This is a genomic window from Paenibacillus ottowii, from assembly GCF_050516475.1.
Lineage (GTDB): Bacteria > Bacillota > Bacilli > Paenibacillales > Paenibacillaceae > Paenibacillus > Paenibacillus ottowii.
Window position 1 is genome coordinate 3,476,228 of record NZ_CP191577.1, and the last position, 25,096, is coordinate 3,501,323.

Consider the following 25,096-nt stretch of genomic DNA (forward strand, 5'->3'; position numbering starts at 1 on the left):
ATTTGTGGCAACTTCATACTTTCCACAAGATTGTGACCTATAATGCGTCTTATTAATAATAGAAGGAGGAAATACGTCATGAATAAAGCTTTACTTGGAAAGACAATCCTGGGTATATTTGTGCTCAGTAGCATCTTGGCTGGTTGTTCAACAGCTAAAGACGCTAAATCTACATCAGTATCTAAAGAAACCGCGTCCACAGCAGTATCATTAAAACAAACGATTAAGCCCACTGAATTAAATGGTGAACAGGCAACCTTAACGGCTGAGGCCAGTAACCTGGAAGTAGAAAAAGGAACGTCCCTTCCGGTTTGGACGTTCAATAACTCAGTGCCAGGCCCCCAAATCCGAATTAAAAAAGGAAAAACCGTAAACATTACCGTGAAAAATCAGTTAACAGTGCCCATCTCCTTGCATATCCATGGATATCCTGTACCTTTTAAAATGGATGGTGTTCCGGGGATCACGCAGAATGCGATTGCTCCAGGCAAGAGCTTTACTTATACCTTTAAAGCAACGGTTCCCGGCACGTACTGGTATCATTCCCATCAGGACAGCGTCAATCAGGTCGATAAGGGACTTTATGGTTCCTTTGTTGTGGAAGATGAACTGGTGAAAGCGGATCGGGATTATACGTTAATGTTGGATGAATGGATGAGTTCAAGCTCGGAGGGTGATCATGAAGGCATGAAAAATATGGACATGAGCATGCACGGCATGGATCATTCCTCAACCAAAACCGACTCAAGCGGCCAAAATGAACAACCTACCTCTACTCAGCCGGGACATGATATGAGCATGTATGATCTCTATACGATAAACGGCCAAACTTATAATAGCTTGCAGCCGCTGCAAGTCACCCAAGGAGACACCGTTCGTCTGCGCTTGATTAACGCCGGATATTTGAGTCATTCGCTTCATTTGCATGGACATCGTTACCGTATCATTGCTACCGATGGCAATCCTGTCTCTGATCCGAAGTGGGTAAAGGACAAGCTTCTTTCGATTGCCCCCGGTGAACGGGTGGATATTGAATTTCAGGCCGATAACCCGGGAACGTGGTACCTGGAGGAGCACGGTTCCAGCCCAAGGATTTCGAACATGAAGCAGCGTATTCAATACACCAATGAGCAGGGAACAAATGATCAACCCGATCCATTAACGAAACTGCCTGCAGTAGATCTGACAAGCTACGGAAAATCGCAAGCAGGACGGTTTTCGTTGAATGATGTGTATGATGTAAGCTACACCATGAATCTGGGAACCCGTGAACAGCAGGGAAAACAGGAATATACGATCAATAACAAGGTGTATCCTGACACGGAGCCGCTTTCTGTACAAACTGGAAATAAGGTGAAAGTCCGTTTTGTAAATACATCTGCCAACGATGACCATCCTATGCATCTGCACGGTCACACGTTTCAAATCCTAAGCAAAAACGGAATTCCGCTTAAAGGTTCCCCCGTATATAAGGACACTTTAAATGTTAAACCTGGAGAAGAATATATCGTAGCGTTTACAGCCAATAATCCCGGTGATTGGATGTTTCACTGTCACGACTTACATCATGCCTCTGCTGGTATGGTAACGGACCTGAAATATAATGATTTTCAAAAAACGTTCCAACCTGATCCGAACTTGAACAACACTCCTGAATAGTTCCTGAATAAAGCAAATTTTTGCCCAGTACAAAAGCCAGACTTCCTTATCCAGGAAATCTGGCTTTACATTCAAGCAGCTTTTTTCTATATCATTCCTGTTTATGCCAAAGGAAAGGACAAACGAAAGACGGTCCCTTGTCCCATTGCACTCTCTACCTCAATCGTCCCTCCTTGCAACTGCACTAATTTTTGGACAATGGCAAGGCCAAGTCCCGTACCTCCAAGCTCCCGCGAACGGGACTTTTCCACCCTGTAGAACCGTTCAAAAATGTAAGGAAGCTCATCTGGAGGAATTCCTGACCCTGAATCGGAGATCATAATAACCCCGAATCCATTCTCTTGCTGTAAAGTAAGTTTGATCGTCCCCTCTCTGGTATAACGTATGGCATTATCAAGCAAGTTTAAAAACACCTGTTCCAAGCGGACAGGGTCGACAAGACATCGTGGTATCATTTCCAGAGCGGATACCAATTGTAATCCCTTTTGCTCCGCTTTTATTCTTACCTTATCTACCGACTTTTCAATAGCTCGCCTTACATCAACGGATTCCAAATGGAATGTAATTTTCCCTTCCTCCATTTTGGCAAGCTCAAACAAATCGTTAATGATCACCGTTAATCGATGAGCTTCATCAGCTATAATGTGTAAATATTGTTGTTTTTCTTCTTCATGATCCACGAGTCCATTGGCCAGGACATTCGCATACCCCTTGATATAAGTGACAGGAGTTCGAAGCTCGTGAGAGACATTCGCAAAAAATTCTGAGCGCGAGTCACGATATCGTTTGAGTTCCATAGCCAAGTCATTAATCGCGCCTGACAATGAGCCTACTTCGTCATGGGAACGGACGGGAAGACGTACTTCCAATTCTCCTTTTGCTATGTTACGAGTAGCCGCTTCCATCTCTACTAAGGGAGCAGACAGCTTTTTGGCAAGGATAAAAATACAGCCGAGCGCCAGCAGCAGTGTACCAAAACCTGCAAAGCCAATAAGGTAACGAACAGAGCGGATCGATTCTATCATATGTTCTAATGAACTCACGACATAAATCCCCTTGATAGCAGGATTTTCCGAACGGTTAACCGGGATACCATGCAATAAATACAACTGATCACCTGCAGTAAACTCTTTTTCAATTTGCTTCCCCTGAAGCAATCGTGTATTTTCCCACACATTCGGCCATTCCTGAATCTTTTTCTGCTTTGTAGAAGACATGTCAAGAAATTGACCCTGCCCATTCACTAGATAAATGTTAGCTTCGGAGAACTCGGCCATCGTTTCCACAGCATAGATTCGATCACGAAGCATAACGGATAAGTGCAAAGCCAGCTCATTTGCTTCCTCATGTGCTTTTTTCGTATAAAAGTTACTGAATAGCTGGTTGATAACCACACTAAGCAAGACCAAAATCACAAGAAACAAACTAAACATGGTGAGACTGAGTTTTAAATAAACCTTATTCCATTTCATGCGATCCTCCTTATCCTGCATTCACAAATTGACCACAAAAAACACATGGATTCTCTATAATTTTTCGTTACTTTAATAACAAGCTTCAACATACTGTTTTAGGGAGGTAAAAGTGTGACCCAAGAAATAATGAATCAGGCCTTACAAGGCAATGTTAACAGATCGGTGCTGGATTCGCATGGCTACACAGAAATCGTTTTTGAATTTCCTAATAACCAAGAGGTAAAGAAATTGTTTGTCAAACGGCTCGCAAACTACGAAGCGAAGAACGATCCTTACGATTATGTGATCAATCCGAATTTTAACGGAGTTGTCTACCCCTCTATTCTTTTCGAAATCTTTATGACACCCAAAACAAACATCCTGGTACAAAAATCAGTTAATAACCAGGTTCAATTTAAAGACGGTCAGATTATTCAGGAACAGGCCATGATTAAAAGGATAGACTTGATCGTTTACCCTAACTTGAACAGTGCAAGAAACATCCTGCCAGATTCTCTTTTTCAATCCGTTGCAGCGACATTATCGCTCCAAGATCCAACAAGTGTCCAGCCAGCATTGGATGAAATGTTTCGTCAAGAGCTGTAACTCCAGGCAATTATGCTTTGGCAAACAAAGCAGCCAGCCGACCCGTAGTACGAGGAAGGCTGGCTGTTGTGTTATCAGGAGCTATACCCGGTGGTCCATCGGTAAAGAGAACAGATATATATTGATTACTGCGAGCAAAATCATTAGCGCATAATAAGGCAGCAACTTTTTCCAGGAAGCCCTATTCCCTATGCGATACACGGTATAGGCTGAACCGACAAGACCCAACAGAATAACAAGATACTGCATAAGCTGTACAGTACCCACAGAAGCCAATGCCAGGTCTCCGGTTAATGTATAGCCAAACAAATTACCCGTATTGAACCAAATGGCTTTTCCTTCCGTGAACATGTGGAAAAGATTATGCGCCAAGTGACCAGCCAAGTCAAGCGGAATAACGGCGTAACCAAAACGCACGAAATTCTCTTTTACTTTCTCAGATGTTCCTTTGCTGGCAGTTAATTTCGCTGTCCCCCACAGCATGGCGATTGGAATCATCATGGAAACCACAAAAGCAACCGTAAAATTCACCGGGTAGTAGGTAGTTTGCGTGATCTTGCTAATGACTTCTAAAATATCTTGCCAAATTCCTAACATCGTAAGATTTTGTACAAAAACGATTCCCATAATAACCGCTGCCAAAAATGCATGCTCGGCTTTTGGTTTTTTGATTCCCCACAGTTCTGCAGTCGGCGTTCTCGGGGTAATACGGATGGAATTGTTGGGGCATGACTTCACGCAGTTTCCGCAAAGGTTGCAATCCGCACTGTCATCCATTGTACGGACAAATTGAAACATGGGACATCCTTCTGTCTTGCCGTCACCTTTAAAACAGGATTGTGTCTTGCAGGTTTTGCAAACGTCAGGTGTTCCCCGAAGCTCCAGCATACCTGAACGGGAATAGTTGCCCGCTAATCCTCCGAGAAAGCAAAGTGTTTTACAAAAGGTTCTTCTTTCGAAAAATACGGAAGTACCGACAACCATCGTCGTCAGAACAAGAAGCAGATATCCGGAACCGCGCGGCGATTCAATGATCCCCCAAATGTGATCGGACCATGTAATCATGATGAAAAAAATATCAATCATCCATATTCCATATTTCTTTAAAAACTTCGGCATCGGCCTTTCGCTCCCGACCAGCTTGCGAACAATGTCACTGATTTTACCAAAAGGACAGACTGCGCACCAGAAACGACCCAATACCAGAAAAATAATAGGAATGGCTGGCCACCACAGCACCCACGTCAATGAAGTTCCAAAATTTCGACTGGGATTGACCGTTCCGGCAACCAGTTCATATACAATAACAGAAAATACGATCATAGCCGCCCACTGGAATATTCCGGGATACCATCGGCTCTTAATAAAGGCTTTTACAAACGGAATATCCAACAAATTATATTTCTTTTTTTCAGGAGGGATGCTCACCTGCTGCGTTTTATTGGCCGGGTTGATCATGCTTGAGCACGCCCCTTCTTCAGTAACCATTTACGACAGGCTCCATAGAGGATAAATGCCAACATAATGCCTGCAAATGTGCTTAACACCGGAATATTTGGAGGTGTTTCTACTACTATTTCCTCACCGTGTCCGCCATGCCCGCCGTGTCCACCACTTTCCGCAGATGTATTAGGGCCAACTGAATCTTTACTGGTGCCCATGTCCATATCCATGTTCATGTTTTGGTGTTCCTCCATAGTCATAATGTGGGAATTAGTCCCATCCATCTGCATATCAGAAGTCATTTCTTCTTTTGCCGGGTTCTGTAGCTCTTGTACCGTCTCGTGCCCTGCTCGTCCATGCTCATCGTGTTTTGTAACCTCATCTGCCAACGCTGTGCTGACAAACGAAAGGAGTCCAATAAGCACAACGATGATTCCACATCTTTTCATTCATCTCTTCCTTCCTTATATGAGTGCTTTAATCTGAGTTATTGTAAAAAGAAAGTGTGTAGAAACTATGTAGAAATTGCGCGAATTACACGAAAACCCAAAAAAAGATGATATTTCAAGACATATTCAAATTTCTCTAGCACATCAAAAAGCCGTTGATCTAGCAGAACCGTTTCATTGCGGTGAACGGTCTGCCGTGTCAACGGCTGCAAAACTGACTGACTTAACTCTGTTCATTCAGCCAAATGGCAAGCCACCCAGTGATCTGGACGAGCTTCACGATAAAGCGGGATCTCTTGGGAACAGCGCTCGATTGCAAAAGGGCAGCGAGTATGAAACTTGCAGCCCGAAGGCGGATTAACCGGACTTGGAATATCCCCCTTTAGCAAAATGCGTTCCCTTTTCAGCTTCGGCACCGGAATAGGCACAGCCGACAGCAACGCCTTCGTATACGGATGCAACGGATCCCCAAATAGTTCGTCACGCGAAGCTGTTTCGACCATAGAGCCTAGGTACATGACGCCAATACGGGAACATAAATGCTCCACTACACTCAAATCGTGGGAGATGAACAAATATGTCAGACCTCGCTCGGCCTGCAATTTGGCAAAGAGGTTAATAATCTGCGCCTGTATGGACACATCCAGCGCTGACACCGGCTCATCGGCGATGATCAGATCCGGTTGAAGCGCTAGCGCGCGGGCAATGCCAATCCGCTGACGTTGGCCTCCTGAAAATTCATGGGGGAAACGGTCGATATGATATTCCGACAATCCGCACAGCTTGAGCACATCCAGCACGATTTGCCGGATCTCCTCTTTGGTAGCTATACCGTGGTCGAGCAGCGCCTCACCAATGGCATCTCCGATCCGCACACGCGGATTCAGCGAGCTGTACGGGTCTTGAAAGATGAGCTGAATTTTGGGACGAAGTTCCTGTATCCCTTTGGCTGACAAGCTGTGGAGATCCACCCCTTTGTATTTTACGGTACCCTCCGTTTTATCCGTCAATCTCACAATCGTGCGGCCCACCGTGCTTTTACCGCTCCCCGATTCTCCCACCAGGCCGAAGGTTTCACCCTGACGGATCGTAAAGCTAATATCGTCTACTGCGCGCACGTTTCCTGTAGTACGATTCATAAAACCGGACTTCACCGGGAAGTACGTTTTTAAACGGTCTATTTCCAGCAACGGCTCAGCCATGAACAACCGCCTCCTCATACAACCAGCAGGATGCTTTCTGCTGAGCTGCAACTTCTTTTAATGTAGGCTCCTGTATACGACAAATGTCCATGCAATGCCCGCAGCGGTCATGAAAATAACAGGACGTCGTCAGCTCTAGCGGATTAGGCACCTGCCCAGGGATGGAATACAGCTCCTGTTGACGCTGATTAAGCACCGGTTTGGACTTGAGCAACCCCTGAGTATAGGGATGCTTGGGGTGATTAAATAGCTGCACCACTTCGCCTTCCTCGACGATCTTGCCCGCATACATCACAATGACGTAATCAGCCATCTCTGCGACCACGCCTAAATCATGTGTGATGAGCATGAGCGACATATTGGATTGGGCTTTAAATTCACGCAACATGTCGAGAATCTGTGCCTGGATCGTAACATCCAGCGCCGTGGTCGGCTCATCCGCAATGAGCAGCTTAGGACCGCAAGAAACGGCAATGGCAATCATAATGCGCTGCAGCATCCCCCCGCTCAGCTCATGCGGATAGCTTTTTAAAATCTGCTCCGGTCGGGATATACCGACCTGCTCGATCAGCTCCAGCGCCCGCTTACGTGCTTCCTTTCGGCTCATCTTTAAGTGCTCCAGCAGCGGCTCCGACAGTTGTTCTCCAATGGTCATCACCGGATTCAATGAAGACATCGGCTCCTGAAAAATCATGGATATTTCATGCCCGCGAATGGTGCGCATCTCGTTTCTAGTTAGCTCCAGCAGATCGGTTTCCTCAAAACGAATACTTCCACCTGCCACTTTACCACCGGGACTCTGAATCAGCCCCATGATCGACATGGCAGTAATACTTTTGCCACAGCCCGATTCACCGACAATGCATACCGTCTCCCCTGGCTTCACACGAAAGCTGATATCATCCACCGCTTTGACCGTTCCTTCTTCTGTATAAAAATGAGTACTTAAATGTTCAATGGAAAGTAAATTGTCCATGGTGCATGATCACCTACCTCTTATGTTTCGGGTCGAGTACATCCCGCAGCCCGTCACCCAAAATATTAATAGCGATGACTGTAGCAAAAATAGACAGGCCTGGCGGTATCCACAACCAAGGTCGTTGCTGAAAATCCAATACATTGTTGGCAGCATCAATCATATTGCCCCAAGTCGGTGTCGTGGGCAGCACGCCAAGACCAAAGAAGCTAAGTACAGATTCACTCAGGATGGCCCCGCCAATGTTCAATGTAGCGATAACGATCAGCAACGGCAAAATATTCGGCAGCAGGTGCTTAAAAAGCTTGCGGCGATTCGATAGTCCCAACACCATCGCAGCTTGCATAAATTCCCGTTCCCGCAAACTAAGCATCTGACCTCTCACCATCCGGGCAATCCCCGGCCAGTTGACCAGACTCAGCATCAACATGACGATATACATCCGTTGATCAGGCGGAACCTTCCAGTCAGACAGCAGCGCCCCCATAATAAATAGCAACGGCAAACTGGGTATCGTCAGCAACAAATCGGCAATGCGCATAATGATTTGATCCACAATTCCACGAAAATAAGCGGATATAACTCCCAGCGTCGCACCTAAAACGACAGACAACACCATAGAAGCCAAACCCACCGTAAGAGATATTTGACCAGCCTGCATCACACGTGTCAGCACATCCCGTCCCAGCTTGTCTGTTCCTAGCCAGTGATGGATATTCGGCGCCTTGTTCATTAATAATATGTTCGTTTTGTTATCGGAATAAGGAGAAAATAACGGGCCGATAAAACAGAGCAAAAACATAAATACCACAACAAGCAGTCCAGTCATAGCAAGCTTATTTCTGAACAGCTGCCGGAGCGCTTGCTTCCACATTGAAGATTTGGTACTTATTCGCAGTCTGCCGTTGCTCTTGCTCAAATTACTGCTCACGGATGACATTCCTTAGCCCCCTTCTTACACTTTCACACGCGGGTCAGCAATGCGATATAAAATATCGGATAACAGCGTCCCGATCACGCTCAATATGGCAATCAGCATCGTGAAGCCCATCAACAGCGGATAATCCCGAAGCGAAAAGGACTGCATGTACAATTGACCGATCCCGGGCCAGTTAAAAATCTTTTCAATAATCAGAGATCCGCCAAACAGCGCAGGCAATTCAAAGCCAACAAGCGTAATGGCAGGCAATAGTGCATTTCTCAATGCATGTGTAAAAAGCACCTTTCTTTCCTTTAAGCCCTTTGCACGGGCTGTGCGAATATAATCCTGCTGGATCACATCGATCATATTGCTGCGGAAGTAACGGGTCAGCGAACCCAATCCCAGCAGTGTCATTACGATTACCGGCAAAGTCATGTGCTGGAGAACCTCCCTCACATACTCTATGCCTGTAGCGTTACTGCCCGTATTGAGCATACCGCCCGGTGGCAGCCACTTCAGATCGACCGCCGCAATTTTGATCAGATACAGCCCGATAAAAAAAGAGGGTACAGACATCGCGGCAAAAATCACCACCATGACCAGCGTATCGAACCATGAGTACTGCTTGTATGCAGCAATCACACCAATAATGACTGCAATCAGCCAGGTCAGAAAGGTGGAGACAATAGCCAACAAGAACGAGTTCCAGATATATTCATTAAATAAGGTCAGCACCGGTTTCTGTTGGGCGAGCGAGTAGCCGAAATTACCATGCAGCGCATTGCCTAGCCAGTTTCCGTAGCGTTCAAGAATAGGCTTATTCAACCCGTAAATTTCCCTCAGCTCTGCCTTTCTCTCTGGCGACAGTTTCAGATTACCGCTAATGAAATCTCCCGGTGTCATGGCATACAGGAAAAAAATCATCATCGAAGCCGCCAACAAAATAATAATCATATACGACAGTCTTTTCGTTAAAAACGAGCTCATGACAGACTCCTTTCAATTCATGGTCGGGCTACTCATGACGCATCCTCCATTTGGCAGACCCCTTGATCCGAACCTGACGTTCTTCACAAGGGGCCTGCAAAGGCAGCTTATTTAATAAGGGACCATTCAAACAGATTACCAGACAAGCCAATGAATGGGCTGACCTTTACATGTTCCATTCGACCATTGTAAGCATATACTGTCTTCTTGTAGTTGGTGAAAATAACGGGGAGTTCATCATTTAGCAGTACATATAATTCCTTATATATTTTCTTGCGTTCTTCCATATTCGTCGTAGCCAAACCTTTTTCATAGAGCTCTTTAAGCTTCGGATTGTTATATCCCTTGATTTCACCATTGACAAATGGCTCAATTCCATCCGATGGGTCTGTCAGCATGGCGGTCGAGAAGGCGGCAAGATCATAATCTTTCCCTTCTACTTTAGCGACCATTGCATTAAAATCTGCAAAGATTTCCGGTTGCAGGTCAACACCAATCGCTTTATAGTTCTCAGCCGCAAGCGCAATAAAGGTATCTGTTTCCGGACGTTTGGAGGTCAGCAAGTGAATGGTCAGCTTTTGACCGTTTTTCTCACGGATGCCGTCACTGCCTTCTATCCAGCCTGCTTCACCCAGCAGCTTTTTCGCTTGCTCGGGGTCGTAGTTGTATGGATTGATCCCATCGGTCGTGTATGACCAGAATATAGGAGAAGCCGGAATATTGGCGACCGCCCCTGCTCCCTGGGCTGCGTCAACATAAATGCTTTTGCGATCCAATCCATAGGTCAATGCTTGACGTACCTTTTTATCCTTCAGCTTTTCATTTTCCAGATTGACTTGTAAATATCCGTAGGTGCTCGGGGTATATGGCAGAATATTCAAAAAGCCAAGCCCTTTCAGCTTATCGATATTTTCCTGCGTTGCAGTAAAGGAAGCAAAATCGGTATCACCTGTTTCAATGAACTGCCATGCATCGCCTTCCGCTGTCTTATAAATGAAGTGTTTCGTTTTCGGCTTGCCTTTAAAAAAGTGATCATTCGCCTCCAGACGAACTTCTTGCCCCGGAATGAATTTTTCCAGCTTATACGCCCCATTCCCCAATGGGCTACCATGCAGATTTTTAAAATAATCCAGCTGTCCGAACTTATAATCCTTGCCGTAGTAAGCTTTGGACAGCACATATTCACCTAGAATGGTCAGAGCCAGCGCATTTGGTTTTTCCAATGTCACAGAAATCGTCTGTGGATCAATTACCTTAATTCCATCAATTTGCTTTGCCTTGCCTTCCGTATAAGCTTTGCCACCTTTAATGTTCAGCTTCCGAATTTGGCTGTCGCCAGGATAGGCTTTGTCATAGATCAACGTCCAGGTAAAAGCGACGTCCTCTGCTGTCAAAGGCGAGCCATCGCTGAATTGGGTACCGGGAACCAGGTGAAACGTATACGTCAGATTATCCTTGGAAATATCCCAGCTCTTCGCCAGATTGGGCAGCGGAAGCCCTTTCTCGTCTACCGTAACCAGCGGAGTCCATAACTGAGAAATGACGTTCCCGTCATAGCCGCTTTGGTTAAAATACGGGGTGAATACCCCGGCCGGGTCAGTCAGACCAACAATAATGGTGTCGTTTCTTTTTTTGGATACTTCCGGCAATTTGGATATATCAGAAGCCTTCACCAGACTTGTTAATGGCTGCGCTGTAGTGGCCGTCTGTGTGTCTCCATTGCTTTGAGCAGCAGAATTGTTCGTGCTATCCGATCCAGTGGAGCAAGCCGCTAGCAAGGTAGAACTCGCCAGAAGTAGACTGCTAAGTAAAATAATACTCTTTTTCAACATAATCCCCCCGAATTAAATGATTAAATTCCGATAGAACAAGTTGTGATTAAGATGATAAACCTCATTATAGGAATTTATTGGGGTTCTGTAAAGGGAGAACTGCATTATTTTATGTGTAAGCTCTGCTTATCAACAACTATCCGAATTTTTGTACAAATATAAATAAAGCCACTTAATCCCTAGTAGTAGATTAAGTGGCTGTCTCTTACTCATTTGCTATACTATTTTTTTACAGCATGGATATAATGAATCGTTTCGAACGCAGACAAATAATCTGTTCTCTCATCAAAGAAAAGACTATTTATTGTATCCGGGGATAGATGTTCATAAATTAGTAAATCTGAAGCTTCTAACATTTCCTCGATTTCATCATAAGCAAAACATGATTTCATGGGTTCTCCACTTACTGAAGCCATTTTTACCATATTTTCAACTCTATTAAACATGCCTTTCTCTTTAAAAAGATTTTCATCTGCAAAATCAAAAACGATCGAACTCCCCGATGGGACCTTGGTAAACAAATGATTCATTAATGTTGAAATTTCCTCTTTAGTTAAATAATAAGAAACACCCAGAAGGCTAAAGAATGTCTTTTTGTGAGCAAACCCTTCATCCAATAGATTGGAATACGAAAACGGATGGGTAAAGTCCATAGAAACCAGATGAAGATGGCTCGGTATTTTTAAATTTGCATGAGCTAACCTTTTCTTCTTAGATTCCTGTGTTGCTGGATGATCTATTTCAAATATTTCTAAGCTGTTTTTTAATTCTGGATGTCGAAAACAAAAAGTATCTAACCCGGCTCCAAGTATGACATACTGCTGTAATCCTAACCTAAGTTCATTAAGTAATACTTTTTCACAATACGCAGCACGTGCTAGGGGTGTTGGAGAAAGTTGAACTTGCGTGATCCATTTTAAAATTTCATCTGGATCATCTCTGAACCTTTGCGCAATCTCTGCATTGAAAAACGTTATCCCTTCAATCATATTCTTTCTAATATCTGAAAATTCTTTTTGGGAAATTAACTCTTTAACCATAAAATCATCAAAAATTTTGGGTGTGTCATGTTGACTATGATATGCTCGGCCAAAAGCAGCTACTAAGGAAGTTAAACTGGACTCATTTGGCTTCATACATTTATCCTCCTATAAAAACAAAAATAAGATTCCCCTGGCCAGGACATTAAATGTAAATTATAGCACAAATAAATAATTTTGTCAATGTTTGATTTTATGATTTACCTTCGCTCCATATAGCCAAGGATACTCCCATGCATCTCATCCACAGCCGCAAGCCGTGCACTATAGCCAAGCAATGTTTCGCCATCAAAATGTGCATGAATGAAGCCAGCGGCACGGAGCTTAAATATATGATCATGCGTGATTCCTTTAGATAATTTGAGATGGCGGACAATCTCAATAAAAGTTCGCGGAGACTGGCTTTGGTACAAATATTTTAATATCTTGAGCCTGCTCTTCTCCCCCAAGCTTCGAATCATTCGGTATTCCTGTGGTGATAAAAAATCGTCCTCCTGAACATATACACCTGCGGAATAATGACATAACAGAAGTGACCCAAATCGATAAATAATATTTATCGGCTGAAAATGATATTGCGGTACCAGCAACACCTGCGTTAGTCCAGCGGAAGGCTCGAATCGGAAGCCATTAGTTATACGATCCACCCACTCCATGGAGCTATATACGTTCTTTTCCCGTTTTCTGCGTTCAGCTTCCAGTTTCAGGCCGCTGAGAATCCTTGTATCCACGTGACGAAAATACTCCTCGTTCCAGCCGGATAGCAATCGCAAAGCAAGTTTACGGAGGTTCTCCATGTCGTCAGGTAGCGGAATCCCATAGGCTGATGCCTGTTGTTTTAATTCCTGTAAATTCTGGCTTTCCAAGCAGTCTGCAACCTCTTCAACGCCCCCCTGATCAGAAAGCATACAGACAAGTCCATAAATAACCTTCCAGTCTGCATTGATTTCCATGGACTCCAGTAACGAAGACAGGCTCGGAGATAGTGTTCCACGCACTTGGTTCGCCCACCCGGATGATAAATCAGTTTTTTTGTAAGCCTTGCGGCAAATAAAAGTGTGTAAGCTGCTGAGCAGTTCAAACACCGGTCCATATGCAACATGTACATCATAAGGAGCATTCACGTCGTGGCTCATCGCTTTCTGTCCTCTTTTCCTTCATATCTGATGTCCATTATACATACTATCGTACATCCGTTCATTCTTGGTGATTCATTCATGCGAAAATGAACGTACAATACTGATGCCAAGCCAAAGCAGGATCTCATCATCAAAACATTTGCCTTGAAAATCGGAAAATATGGTGGTATTTTTCTAAAGACTTGATTTGTAACGATATCTTAGTACAATGGTTTTATGACTACTCAAAAAATAATAAATGACGAGCTCAGAGTCAAAATATTTAAGGCGTTAGCCGATGAAACAAGATTGGACATCATACGAGCTCTATACGCCAGCAAGAAGGAAATGAATTGTGGAGAAGTAGGACACATTCGCGATACTACGAAATCGAATACTTCGTATCACTTGCGTGCTTTAAAGGAGGCGAAATTGATCAAGGTACGAAAAGAAGCTCAAACGAAGTATATGAGCATCGATTTGGAGACATTTCAAACTTACTTACCTGGATTTCTGGATACGTTGTAGAAAGAAATTCTTTTTTTATTCACTAGTTCAATAATCTTTGAACTATAGAACTAACTAAAAAGGGTGAATAGAATGATCAAATTAACTGCTTTATTTTTCCTCATCATGTTTGTTATCGGTACGGATACGTTTTTGATATCTCCGCTCATCCCCACTCTTCAGAGCTTGTTTCATATCCCGACTGAATATTCCGGTTGGATGGTGGGGTCTTATGCTTTAGGTTATGCCATTTTTGCATTGATTGCTGGACCGCTTTCCGATGGATGGGATCGCAAAAAAGTAATGCTTACCGGCATGGTCTGCTTCTCGGTTTCAACCATGCTATGCGGCTTTGCCACAGGTTTTTGGTCGATGTTCTTATTCCGTTTTTTAGCCGGGGTCAGCGCAGCATTTACGGCGCCTCAAGTCTGGGCCTCGATCCCTGCTCTTTTTCCAACGTCAAAAATTGCCAAAGTATCCGGAATCGTCATGGCAGGCTTGGCTGCTTCCCAAGCGTTCGGCATCCCTATTGGAAGTCTGCTTGCCTCAACCCATTGGTATTATCCTTTTTTTACAATCGGTGCATGTGCATTATTAGTAGCGGTATTCATCTTCTATGCTTTGCCCGAAATGAAACCAAATCAAGGTCAAAAAACCAAGACTCCGATTTTCAGTAGATACATCCCACTATTGAATAGCCGAATGGCAAGAAGGGCTTTCCTCGCTCATTTCTTATTTCAATGTGGATTCTTTGCTGCCTTTTCTTTCATTGGAAAATGGGTGACGGATCGCTTTCACCTTTCAATTGATCAAGCGGGATACGTAATGTTTTTTCTAGGTCTTGGGAATATAGTCGGGAGCTTTGGCGGTGCCTATGTGATTAAAACGTTAAACCGTTTCAATACGCTGGTGGTTGGTTTTCTTGTCTCTATCATATGTTTTATTGTGTTGCCTCTCTTGACGTCGGTTGCGGCCTTCGAAAGTGTTTACTTTTTCATATTCGTTAACATGGGGATCGCTTTTCCCCTAATATTGGGAATGCTGAATTCACTAAATCCAACCATCCGCGGCACGATCTCCAGCTTGGCCAATTCAATCATGTACGCTGCGACAACGCTCGGTTCTTGGATCGCAGGCCTGATTTACGCGACTTTTAACGGTTTTTCCGCCGTAGGCATGTTTGCGGCAATATGCTTTGCCGGTTCGTTGTTATCTTTTATATTCAGCGGTATTTTGACCAGTCACGCAAAAACAAAAAAGGAACTTGCATCATAAATGCATAGAAGAAATTCATATGGATATTTTAAATCTTCCAAACTTCAACATATTAAGTATTAGTGAAAATGAATTTGATTTTCTAATACAAGTGGTGACGAACTCTCCACCTTTGGTTTGCCCTCATTGCGGATGCATAGCCAATCTTTACAAACACGACAGCAGGGAACAAGTTTATATGGACTTGCCCATTCATGGCAAGCGTGCAGGCCTTCTTATAAAGCGTCAGAGGTATCGCTGTAGAGATTGCAATCGAACCTTTTGGGAACACTTAGATCACACCATAGACGAAAAGCGAAACTGTACCAAACGATTATTGTCTTATATAGAGAAGCAAAGCCTTAAACGCACGTTTGTCAGCATATCCGAGGATGTTGGATTGCATGAAAAAACGATACGTAACATCTTTCGTGATTACCTCAATCGTCTTAAAGAAACGCTTCGTTTTGAAACTCCGAATTGGCTTGGGATTGACGAAATACACATTATTAAGCCAAGATGCGTTTTAACCAATATTGAGGAACATACTTTGGTAGACGTTTTGCCCAATCGTAACAAGGAAACCGTTATAGACTACCTCTCACGTCTTCCAAATAGAGGACAAATACGATACGTCACAATGGATATGTGGCAACCATATAAGGACGCCGTGAGGGCTATCTTGCCAAAAGCTCTTATCATCGTCGATAAGTTTCATGTTCTCCGTATGGCAAACCAAGCGTTAGAAACCATTCGTAAGCAGCTCCGAGAAGGATTATCGCCAAAAGAACGCCGCGGGCTGGTGCATGACCGTGATATCTTCCTAAAACGCCGTATAGAGCTTACAGAGATGGATAAAATTACGCTTGACCTTTGGACAAAGAATCATTCTTCTCTCCGTACTGCTTATGACTTAAAGGAATCATATTTCGATATTTGGGAATGTGATAGCAGACAAACGGCACTCCTTAAATACAACGAATGGAAAGTTAAAATACCAACTGAACTGCAATCCGCTTTTGAAGAACTTACAAAGGCTATGAAGAACTGGGAAGAGGAAATATTCGCCTACTTCGACCATCGCATTACAAACGCTTATACGGAATCTCTAAACAGCCTTGTTCGAGTCATTAACCGTTTAGGCAGGGGATACTCTTTTGAAGCCCTACGAGCCAAGATACTCTTTACAGAGGGACTTAAAAAGCAGTGTATGCCTAAGTACCAGAGGCAGTTTGATAGCTACGATCTACGGGAGAAAAACTTCCCGATGTTTAACATGCCACCTGTTGGATTTGTTCGTCAGCCAGAAGAAATAATCTTGCTGGGAATCGATCTTGACTCCTTAATCGAGAAATTGGAGAAGGATCAGCTATAAGCCCTTCTCCATTATAAAATCCGAATATCCTAAAAAAGGTTATTACCCACCAAAATCGCAGGAAACAACCTTTGAATACATATATTTCTATTCTACGTCTCTTTCATCGGGTAGGAAAACGAGAGCTGTCCTTCTTGACCTGGCTCCAGGTATAACGCAACATCCAGGTATCCCACTCTGTTATCTTAGGAGAATTTCCGGCCCACATAATCGTAGGCACAGGGAACCCGCCAGGTGGACGCTCGTACTCTTCATAGAAATCAGGCAAACCAAATCCATGTCCCATCTCATGCTCTATTATCTGAACTTCATCCGAATTCAAGGTGCTCAGGATATAATCATCAGGCATACGTTGTCCCCAGTCACCACCGGCTCCCCCTTGAAAATTAGACGTTCCCCATAAGTACATATCAAACCGCTTGTCCAGTCCGCCCGGATAAGTATAGTTAGGGTCCATAAAATGTTCAAATCTCGACAATGCATTAGGAGCAACTGGAAGCTTAGCTGGAATATTCGGGTCTGTTTTACTTAAGTCATCAATAATTGTATCCGTGTAAACGATTTCATTAGATTGTTTGTTAAGAATTTGCGACGGGTTTGCAACGGCCCAGCCTACTATTTTTACGGTAATATAATCATATGGCCAGCCGTCATACCCTTTTAACTGCTTATTCCAGTTATTCATTTGGCGACTCAGCATAGAAGCCATATCTTTACGCTGCTGAAGCGTGATATTTTTAGAGGATTGCCAACGCACAACATAATTGATCGTTCCTTTGCCCGCAAAAATTTGATCAAAAATCAAATTTTTACGGTTGGTTGAGCCTTCTTTGACCATCCTATTCTTCCAAACCCATTCTATCGAAGGCTTAAATTTGGCAGGTATCTCAGCAGCAGCCAAGCTATTACTCGCTGATTCTATATTCGAATTGCTTTCCAAATCCGAAGCTGCCAAACTGACATTAGCCCCGCCAACCCATAAAGAAGTAGCCACTATCAATGAAAAAGAAGCCATCAGCATTCTTTTTTTCTTCGGCATTTTTTCAACCTCCATACCTGTTATTTTTAAGAGCACATTTAAAATGACAACGTTTATCCCCTCACCTACACCTACTTTCATTTTTGAATTAAATAACAATTTTATATTATCATTGGAATAATATACCGTCAAACAAAAAGATCCCCTCTTGATCAAGAGAGGATCAGCATCATAGAGTAGGAACACCATTCCTACTCTATGGATTCCAATGCCGATTCGGCCAGTGTAGCCAGCAGCTTCGCTGTTCCCGGCAGTGCGCGTTCGTCCAGATCAAAGGCAGGATGATGCCATTCCTGGCTTCCCGCAGTACCGACAAAGATAAACACACCGGGGATGTTCTTCTGATAAAACCCAAAGTCTTCGCTTGCCGAGGAAGGTATAGGGCGAACGACCTCCAGACCGACCGCTTCGGCCGCCTGCTCCGCGACGGCAGCCAGCTTACCATCGTTTAGCACAGGTGGCGGACCCTCGATCCAGCGAATATTCGCTTTCGTGCCGAAAGCATCAGCTACGCCCTTGACGACTTGCTCGAAGCGTTCTGCCACCTGGGCTCGGACGTTCCCGTCAAAGGTACGAATGGTTCCGTCCAAATGAGCGCGATCTGGAATGATGTTCCAGGCATTGCCGCTGTGCAGCTTCGTGACACTGATGACTGCACTATCGAGCGGGTTAACGCTCCGACTCACAATCGTTTGCAGCGCTGTAATGATATGTGACGATACCACGATGGGGTCAATCCCTGCATGCGGAACGGCCGCATGCGTGCTCAGGCCCTCCACCTCGATATAAAATCCGTCTGCCGCTGCCATTAGCGGACCTTCTTTGATACCGACTGTGCCTACGGGCAGGTCTGGCTTGTTGTGCAGGCCGAAAATGGCCTGCACCCCTGCCAATGCACCGCTGTCCAGTACTTGAGCAGCGCCCTTGGCTTTCTCCTCGGCTGGCTGGAACACCAGCCGAACCGTCCCCTTCAGCTTCTGCTCCCGCTGCTTCAGCAATACAGCTGCACCTAGCAGGGATGCTGTATGAAAATCATGCCCACAGGCATGCATCTTGCCAGGATGTACCGAGGCATAAGGGAGTCCCGTTTCCTCCTGGATGGGAAGTGCATCAATGTCTGCACGAAGCGCGATAGTCGGACCTTCCTGCTGTCCGCCGATTTCCGCTACTAATCCAGTACGCAGCGGCACATCCAAAATCGTTATATTCTGTTCTTCGAGCAGGCGACGAATATAGGCGGTCGTTTCAACCTCCTCGTTAGACAGCTCGGGATAACGGTGCAGATGACGGCGAATCTCCACCAACTTCTGCTCCAAAACCTGTTCCTTCGTCCCGGTTGATCCACTCATCCCTATTCCTCCTTCGCGAACCCCATTTTGGTTACAACTTTCTCTTATATCCATAGTATCTAGGACTGCACAGGCAACTCGGCAAAAGCTTCGTGCAACAATTCGAACGAACGCACGCGCTTTCCAATATCCCGTATCCCTGTCGTTACGATCAGCTCATCTGCCTGATACTTCGTTTGAATTTCCGTTAGCGCAGCATAGATTTCATCTTTATTCCCTTTGTTGATTTGTGCTTGTGTAACTTCAATTGTATATTCTTCACCCGATTGCTTACCGAATTCCTCTGCACTTTCCAGCGTGCCCACCGTAGCCGTTTTGCCACTGGCCAGGTGAATCTTGTATAGCTTCTGCTCACCTGCCAACTCCGCTGCTTCCTCGGAAGTGTCTGCCACAATGACCGATAGTGCAAAAAATGCCTTCGGCTCACGTCCATAACTGTAATCAAAAGACTCCCGATACGTACGGAATGAATCCAGGGCAACCTGCTCACTACTATTTATAAATTGCGAGAAAACGTAGGGTAAACCCAAACGTGCGGCAATCCCAGCACTGTCAATACTTGTACCCAAAACATAAATCTCGGCTGGTGTTTCTGGAATCGGATTCGCCTGTAATCCGGCGAGCGGCCCTTCTTCAGGTGGGATATTATGAATATAGCGGCTTACTTCATCAATTTTCTCTTCAAGAGAAGGCGCATCATGCACGTTGCGTTGTAACGCCTGTGTGGATTTCGGCAACCCGCCCGGCGCACGTCCGATGCCCAAATCTACACGACCTGGTGCAAGAGAAGCTAGCACATTGAAGTTTTCAGCCACTTTATACGGGCTGTAATGCTGAAGCATAACCCCGCCAGACCCGATAGTAATTCGCTCGGTGCGTGCCAATAGATGGGAAATGAGCACCTCTGGCGAGGAGCCTGCAACCTGCTCGGAATCATGATGCTCTGATACCCAAAAACGTGTGAATCCCAGTTCTTCTACACGCTGCGCCAGCTTAATCGTGTTGCGAAGGGCCTGTGCCGCCGTTTCACCCTCGTGTATAGGGCTTTGATCCAATACTCCGATTTTAATGCTCATGTCTCCCTCTCCCATCTAAATTGAATAGTTATATTCTGGTGTAATTCGTTTCAGGAATTGCTGGGTACGCTCTTCTTTGGGGTGGTTAAAAATGGCGTCCGGTGTGCCTTCCTCGATAATATGACCGCCATCCATGAATACCACATGATTAGAAACATCGCGCGCAAAGCCCATCTCATGTGTCACGACAATCATAGTTATGCCTTCCTTCGCTATCTTGCGGATCACCGACAGCACCTCACCCACCAGTTCAGGGTCCAGTGCCGAAGTCGGCTCATCGAATAAAATGACCTCCGGGTTCAGTGCCAAAGCGCGCGCGATCCCGACACGCTGCTGCTGCCCACCGGATAGCTGGCTCGGATAATGATTCAGTTTTTCGCCGAGGCCAACCTTTTCCAGTACTTCAATACTGATTTTTTTGGCTTCCTCCTGCTTAACCTTGCGGACAACGACAAGCCCCTCCATGACATTTTCCAGCGCGGTTTTATGCTTGAACAAATGATATTGCTGGAACACCATCGCCGTCTTTTTACGCAAGGCCAAAACATCCTTTTTCGCAGGCCGCTTGCAGTTCACTGTAAAATCTCCGATGCTGACTTCTCCGTCATTTGGCTTTTCCAGATAATTAATGCAGCGTAGCAAAGTCGTTTTTCCTGAACCGCTTGGCCCTAAAATAACGACGACCTCGCCTTTGTTTACGGTCAAATCAATGCCTTTGAGCACTTCATGTTTACCAAACGACTTTGTAATATTTTGCAGACGGATCATGATGCTCGACCTCCATTAAACACATTGATTTTTTTCTCCACCAAGCCGGATATTCGCTCAATCAATACCGTCAAGCCCCAAAACAACAGTGCTGCTGCAATATAGACCTCTAAATATTTCCAGTTAGTGGATGCTAGAATTTCAGCCTGTGCCTGGATTTCTGTGACCGAAACTGTGAAGGCCAAGGTGGAACCATGCAGCATCCCAATAACAGAATTGGTCAGGTTCGGCAAACACACCACGAATGCCTGCGGAAATACGATGCGTCTCAATACTTGCCATGTCGTCATACCAACCGCATAAGCCGCCTCAATCTGCCCCTTATTGACCGACAGAATTCCGGAACGAACCACCTCAGACATATACGCGCCACTGGTAATAGAAAATGAAATGAGTGCAAATACCATGTAAGGTATATCTTTGGAATGCAGCGACCAGCCGAAATGCTTTGCTCCTGCATCAATCAACAAAGGCAAGCTGAAATAAATAAGCAGCAGATGCATCAGCATCGGTGTACCTCGGATGAACGTAACGTAACCGTGAGAAATCTGCGCCAACACAGGAACGTTGTATATTCGTGCCAACGCCGTTATAACCCCGATGACCAGCCCTGCCAGTACGGAAACCACAGTAATGATTAAAGTGTTGGGCAACGCAGAGAATAATCCTAAAAAGGCGGTGTATACAAATCCAAAGTCCAGACTCATATGCCTTTACCTCCTTTGCTCAGACGAGGGCTTCTCAGGTAACGCACCACAAAACCTTTTCGTTTTGCGGGTTCCTTCTGTACTGAATCTCTATGCTCATGCCGGAGAAGTGCATTTTCCAGCACCTTGAATAATCTTTGTACAATCAGACTGATCACCAGGTAGATAAAAGACAACGCGATATACGTTTCCACAAAATGCTGGGTAGCCGAACCTAAAGTTTGCGATTTTCCTGTCATCTCCATCGCACCGATTGTAAACGCCAGCGAAGTATCCTTCAGATTGCCAATGACCAGGTTGGAAAATACCGGAACCACCACAGCCAACCCTTGCGGCAAGATGATACGTGTAAAAGTCTGATAGCCTGACATGCCGACGGACTGTGCAGCCTCGATTTGCCCCCGATCTACAGCTCCTACGCCAGACCTAATGATTTCAGAAATAAAGGCTCCACTATTGAGCGCATAGGTCGCTATAGCAAACCACAGCACATCCCATCTGGAGGAATTGATATTTACCAGCTTTAGTAGCTCTGGCAGGCCGTAATACACCAGAAACAATTGAATTAAAATAGGGGTTCCACGGAAAAAGGAGACATACACCTGAGAAACACGTTTGAGAAATGGAATGTTATACATGCGAGGCAGCGCAACCAACAGACCAATGATCAGTCCCAACACAAGCGAGCTTGCCACAATAAACAAAGTGATGTGCAAATAGGACAGCATTTTCGGGATAAAGCTAAAAACATAGTCAATATTGAACTCTCTGCTCATATGCCTGCCTCCTTTCTATACATCAGCGGTCAGAATACATGAAGTACCCTGACCGCTGAAATGTCCAAGTCTATCCTTACTTCTTACTGCTGGAGCCCTCTTTTTTCACATCCTCCAGGGACTTTGTGAAATCCTCTCCAAGCCATTTGATGCTCAGTTTTGACAGTGTACCGTCGTCCTTCACTTCCTGAATGGCTTTGTCCAGATCATCCGCCAATCCTTGCTCATTTTTGTTCAGTACATACAGTACATCCGATTGAGTCAAAGGATCACCCACGGTTTTCAGAGCTACTTCTCCTTTTTCATCGGTGTTAAAACGGTTCGCAAAGTCTGTTGTAATAGTCGCATCTATACGGCCGCTCGTAATTTGTTGCACCGTATCATTGGCTGCACCACTCGTGTATACGATATTCAGAGCATTTCCGTGGGTTTTGTTATACTCTTTCAGCACATACGCCGCGTTACTGGTTGGACTGGTGAGTACCTTTTTCCCTTTCAAATCATCAATGGAATGAATGCTATTATTATCCTTCGCTACAGCCACTCTGTTCAGAAAAATACTGTATGGATTTTTGTTGAACAGATACTTGGCTTCGCGTTCCGGGTTTTTTTCCATTTGATGCGATACCATATCAATCTTGCCGGCATCGAGACTGAGCAGCAAATTTCCAAAATCCATCGTTTTGAATTCAAACTCATATTGAGGTAGGCGCTTGTCCAGCTCCTTAATCAGCTCCACATCAAAGCCTGTTAAATTTCCGTTTTCGTCAATAAAGCATACATTTTTAAATTGAGTGCCTGTGCCTACAATAATTTTCTTCACATCTCTGCTTGAACCTGACGCACTAGACGTGTCATCTGAGGAACCGCAGCCTGCCAACACCAGAATGATTGCCATCACAGACAATATTGCAAACCACTTTTTCATGTGAATTCCCCCTTATCTCTTTGCATATCAGCAGTTTGCGACATACATGGTACCTATAACATTTAAAATTTTATAACGATCTTTTCTATAACATAACAGCTCCCCGGAAGCCTTCAGTCAGTGCATCTGCTAAATCGGAGGTCACTGCGCAGTCTTCCTTGGTCGCGATTATGCTAATCTGCATAGATACCCCAGCCACCTCCGGAACATGAATACGGAACAGTTTCTGATCCTTCACTTCACGGTTCACACAGACATCCGGTAAAAAGGCAATGCCCGCTTCTTGCAATACCAGCTTTTTGGCCGTGACCACATTGTCTACCTGAAAAGCAATGTCTGGTGGCTGCTCCAGTGACTCAAAAGATCGATGAATCCTCATCCAATCTAATGACCCGCATTCAAAGAATACCAGTGTTTCACGCTGGATATCCTGTATGCTGGCCTTTCCTGTTTTCATAAACGGATGACCGTCATATACATACAGGGAAATCGGATCTTCATAAAAGGCAAGCGTACGAATAGCCGGATGCATCACTTTACGGACAAAACTAATATCTACCTCACGGTTCAACAGCTTCTGTAGCAGTTGATCCGTCGTAGCGGTCACAATTTTGTAGTTGACCTCCGGATAACGAGCACGAAGCTGCTTTAATATTTCAGGAATGATATAGTTCGACACCGATATCGTGCAGCCAATTCGAATTTGCTGAGGGGCTTTCTTGCGCTGTTGAAGTTTTTGCTTCCCTTTTTGCAGCACTTGAAGCATCTGCTCCGCATAAGGAAGGAACTTCCGTCCATCCTCGGTCAGAATCGTTTGTTTGCTCTGGCGGTCGAATAACTTGCACTCAAGCTCGCGTTCCAGCGTCTGAATCCGGGCTGTGACAGAGGGTTGTGATAAGAACAACGCTTCTGCTGCCTTATTAAAACTTCCATAATGATTCACGTATACAAAAGCTTCCATATTCTCGATATTCATACGCAAGTCCCCCAGTAAGTTTTATATACATTTATCCAATGAGTTAACTTGGTTTTTTTGTATCATAAAACTCACTGAATGACCTGTCAATGGAAATATTGAAAATATTTATAACTTCAATAACTCATTTAGCTCTTTAACCGAGCGTTCTAATCGTGCAACCAACTCTTCGGACAATCCATATGCTTCACCCGGCAGGCGCTCGACCCATTGGTCTACCGCATACACACCTCCAAGAATATGTCTTCCCCCCAGTGCGTTCAGAACCGGCTTTAGGGCATAGTCAATGACCAACAGATGGGCTAGTGTACCGCCAATAAATAAAGGCAAGACAGGCTTCCCTCTCAGTCCCTCCTGCGGAAGCAAATCCAGAAATATTTTCAATAGCCCTGAATAGGCCGCTTTATATACTGGCGAAGCCACAATGATGGCATCCGCTGCTGCAATCAAAGCAAGCGATGCTGTAACCTCGGGACTATTAAAGTTGGCTTTGATTAAATCCTCAGCTGGCAGGTCAACCACATTCAGCAATGTGACCTCTGCTCCGGCCTTCTGTAACTGTTCGGTTGTATACTGAATCAAGCCGTACAAACGGGATTGTGTAGACGGACTGCCTGATAGGATGACAACCTTGGACATCTCATTCCCTCCTT

The 25,096-nt window shown here is 44.8% G+C and carries 24 protein-coding genes; 5 read left to right on the forward strand and 19 right to left on the reverse strand.

What is annotated here, in order from left to right:
• Positions 1 to 78: 78 nt before the first annotated feature.
• Positions 79 to 1,659, forward strand: a complete 1,581-nt coding sequence (locus ACQQ6X_RS16125; RefSeq protein ID WP_305166171.1) for a multicopper oxidase family protein — start codon at positions 79 to 81, stop codon at positions 1,657 to 1,659.
• Between the two features lie 101 nt (positions 1,660 to 1,760).
• Here the strand turns inward: ACQQ6X_RS16125 and ACQQ6X_RS16130 are convergent, their stop codons facing one another.
• On the reverse strand, positions 1,761 to 3,131 hold the full coding sequence (locus ACQQ6X_RS16130) for a HAMP domain-containing sensor histidine kinase (protein ID WP_305166172.1): 1,371 nt from the start codon (positions 3,129 to 3,131) through the stop codon (positions 1,761 to 1,763).
• A 114-nt stretch (positions 3,132 to 3,245) separates the two neighbouring features.
• On the opposite strand from ACQQ6X_RS16130, the gene ACQQ6X_RS16135 reads away from it, so the two are divergent.
• Positions 3,246 to 3,719: a hypothetical protein gene (locus ACQQ6X_RS16135; RefSeq protein ID WP_305166173.1), complete on the forward strand. Its 474-nt coding sequence runs from the start codon at positions 3,246 to 3,248 to the stop codon at positions 3,717 to 3,719.
• An 81-nt stretch (positions 3,720 to 3,800) separates the two neighbouring features.
• On the opposite strand, the gene ACQQ6X_RS16140 is transcribed toward ACQQ6X_RS16135, so the two are convergent.
• The 9 genes from ACQQ6X_RS16140 to ACQQ6X_RS16180 form a co-directional block, all read right to left on the reverse strand.
• Entirely contained in the window at positions 3,801 to 5,207 is a 1,407-nt protein-coding gene (locus ACQQ6X_RS16140) for a 4Fe-4S binding protein (protein WP_305166174.1), read from the reverse strand.
• Positions 5,174 to 5,611 (reverse strand): hypothetical protein, encoded by a 438-nt coding sequence (locus ACQQ6X_RS16145; protein ID WP_305166175.1) that lies wholly within the window; start codon positions 5,609 to 5,611, stop codon positions 5,174 to 5,176. Before ACQQ6X_RS16145 ends, ACQQ6X_RS16140 begins: the two co-directional genes overlap by 34 nt.
• 233 nt (positions 5,612 to 5,844) lie before the next feature.
• On the reverse strand, positions 5,845 to 6,813 hold the full coding sequence (locus ACQQ6X_RS16150; RefSeq protein WP_305166176.1) for an ABC transporter ATP-binding protein: 969 nt from the start codon (positions 6,811 to 6,813) through the stop codon (positions 5,845 to 5,847).
• Positions 6,806 to 7,789 (reverse strand): ABC transporter ATP-binding protein, encoded by a 984-nt coding sequence (locus ACQQ6X_RS16155; RefSeq protein WP_305166177.1) that lies wholly within the window; start codon positions 7,787 to 7,789, stop codon positions 6,806 to 6,808. Before ACQQ6X_RS16155 ends, ACQQ6X_RS16150 begins: the two co-directional genes overlap by 8 nt.
• Before the next feature lie 13 nt (positions 7,790 to 7,802).
• On the reverse strand, positions 7,803 to 8,729 hold the full coding sequence (opp4C, locus tag ACQQ6X_RS16160; RefSeq protein WP_305166178.1) for an oligopeptide ABC transporter permease: 927 nt from the start codon (positions 8,727 to 8,729) through the stop codon (positions 7,803 to 7,805).
• 15 nt (positions 8,730 to 8,744) lie between these two features.
• Complete coding sequence (locus tag ACQQ6X_RS16165; RefSeq protein WP_305166179.1) at positions 8,745 to 9,698, reverse strand: ABC transporter permease; 954 nt, start codon at positions 9,696 to 9,698, stop codon at positions 8,745 to 8,747.
• Positions 9,699 to 9,805: 107 nt separating this feature from the next.
• Positions 9,806 to 11,530: an ABC transporter substrate-binding protein gene (locus ACQQ6X_RS16170; RefSeq protein ID WP_305166180.1), complete on the reverse strand. Its 1,725-nt coding sequence runs from the start codon at positions 11,528 to 11,530 to the stop codon at positions 9,806 to 9,808.
• Positions 11,531 to 11,751: 221 nt separating this feature from the next.
• The gene (locus tag ACQQ6X_RS16175; RefSeq protein ID WP_305166181.1) at positions 11,752 to 12,666 is read right to left on the reverse strand and encodes a class I SAM-dependent methyltransferase; all 915 of its coding nucleotides are present in this window, start codon (positions 12,664 to 12,666) and stop codon (positions 11,752 to 11,754) included.
• 104 nt (positions 12,667 to 12,770) lie between these two features.
• Positions 12,771 to 13,706, reverse strand: a complete 936-nt coding sequence (locus ACQQ6X_RS16180; RefSeq protein WP_305166182.1) for an ArsR family transcriptional regulator — start codon at positions 13,704 to 13,706, stop codon at positions 12,771 to 12,773.
• 219 nt (positions 13,707 to 13,925) lie between these two features.
• Between ACQQ6X_RS16180 and ACQQ6X_RS16185 the strand changes: the two genes are divergently transcribed.
• The 3 genes from ACQQ6X_RS16185 (at position 13,926) to ACQQ6X_RS16195 (ending at position 16,824) form a co-directional block, all read left to right on the forward strand.
• Positions 13,926 to 14,216 carry an ArsR/SmtB family transcription factor gene (locus ACQQ6X_RS16185; RefSeq protein ID WP_058710457.1) on the forward strand — a complete coding sequence of 97 codons (291 nt, stop codon included), beginning with the start codon at positions 13,926 to 13,928 and terminating at the stop codon, positions 14,214 to 14,216.
• 72 nt (positions 14,217 to 14,288) lie between these two features.
• The gene (locus ACQQ6X_RS16190; protein ID WP_305166183.1) at positions 14,289 to 15,470 is read left to right on the forward strand and encodes an MFS transporter; all 1,182 of its coding nucleotides are present in this window, start codon (positions 14,289 to 14,291) and stop codon (positions 15,468 to 15,470) included.
• A 19-nt stretch (positions 15,471 to 15,489) separates the two neighbouring features.
• Positions 15,490 to 16,824, forward strand: coding sequence for an ISL3 family transposase (locus ACQQ6X_RS16195; protein ID WP_305166184.1), 1,335 nt, complete (start codon positions 15,490 to 15,492; stop codon positions 16,822 to 16,824).
• 103 nt (positions 16,825 to 16,927) lie between these two features.
• On the opposite strand, the gene ACQQ6X_RS16200 is transcribed toward ACQQ6X_RS16195, so the two are convergent.
• The 9 genes from ACQQ6X_RS16200 to ssuE all read right to left on the reverse strand — a co-directional run bounded on the left by ACQQ6X_RS16200 (position 16,928) and on the right by ssuE (position 25,082).
• Positions 16,928 to 17,863: a dockerin gene (locus tag ACQQ6X_RS16200; protein ID WP_305166185.1), complete on the reverse strand. Its 936-nt coding sequence runs from the start codon at positions 17,861 to 17,863 to the stop codon at positions 16,928 to 16,930.
• Positions 17,864 to 18,054: 191 nt separating this feature from the next.
• Positions 18,055 to 19,212, reverse strand: coding sequence for an amidohydrolase (locus ACQQ6X_RS16205; protein ID WP_305166186.1), 1,158 nt, complete (start codon positions 19,210 to 19,212; stop codon positions 18,055 to 18,057).
• A gap of 59 nt (positions 19,213 to 19,271) precedes the next feature.
• On the reverse strand, positions 19,272 to 20,288 hold the full coding sequence (locus tag ACQQ6X_RS16210) for an LLM class flavin-dependent oxidoreductase (protein ID WP_305166187.1): 1,017 nt from the start codon (positions 20,286 to 20,288) through the stop codon (positions 19,272 to 19,274).
• 15 nt (positions 20,289 to 20,303) lie between these two features.
• The gene (locus ACQQ6X_RS16215) at positions 20,304 to 21,056 is read right to left on the reverse strand and encodes an amino acid ABC transporter ATP-binding protein (protein WP_025364725.1); all 753 of its coding nucleotides are present in this window, start codon (positions 21,054 to 21,056) and stop codon (positions 20,304 to 20,306) included.
• Positions 21,053 to 21,763: an amino acid ABC transporter permease gene (locus ACQQ6X_RS16220; RefSeq protein WP_305166189.1), complete on the reverse strand. Its 711-nt coding sequence runs from the start codon at positions 21,761 to 21,763 to the stop codon at positions 21,053 to 21,055. The genes ACQQ6X_RS16215 and ACQQ6X_RS16220 overlap by 4 nt, the downstream gene beginning before the upstream one ends.
• The gene (locus ACQQ6X_RS16225) at positions 21,760 to 22,539 is read right to left on the reverse strand and encodes an amino acid ABC transporter permease (RefSeq protein WP_305166190.1); all 780 of its coding nucleotides are present in this window, start codon (positions 22,537 to 22,539) and stop codon (positions 21,760 to 21,762) included. Before ACQQ6X_RS16225 ends, ACQQ6X_RS16220 begins: the two co-directional genes overlap by 4 nt.
• A gap of 76 nt (positions 22,540 to 22,615) precedes the next feature.
• Positions 22,616 to 23,467, reverse strand: coding sequence for a transporter substrate-binding domain-containing protein (locus ACQQ6X_RS16230; protein WP_305166191.1), 852 nt, complete (start codon positions 23,465 to 23,467; stop codon positions 22,616 to 22,618).
• Between the two features lie 85 nt (positions 23,468 to 23,552).
• Positions 23,553 to 24,443, reverse strand: a complete 891-nt coding sequence (locus tag ACQQ6X_RS16235; RefSeq protein ID WP_305166192.1) for a LysR family transcriptional regulator — start codon at positions 24,441 to 24,443, stop codon at positions 23,553 to 23,555.
• 108 nt (positions 24,444 to 24,551) lie between these two features.
• The gene (gene ssuE, locus ACQQ6X_RS16240) at positions 24,552 to 25,082 is read right to left on the reverse strand and encodes an NADPH-dependent FMN reductase (RefSeq protein ID WP_305166193.1); all 531 of its coding nucleotides are present in this window, start codon (positions 25,080 to 25,082) and stop codon (positions 24,552 to 24,554) included.
• Positions 25,083 to 25,096: the final 14 nt, after the last annotated feature.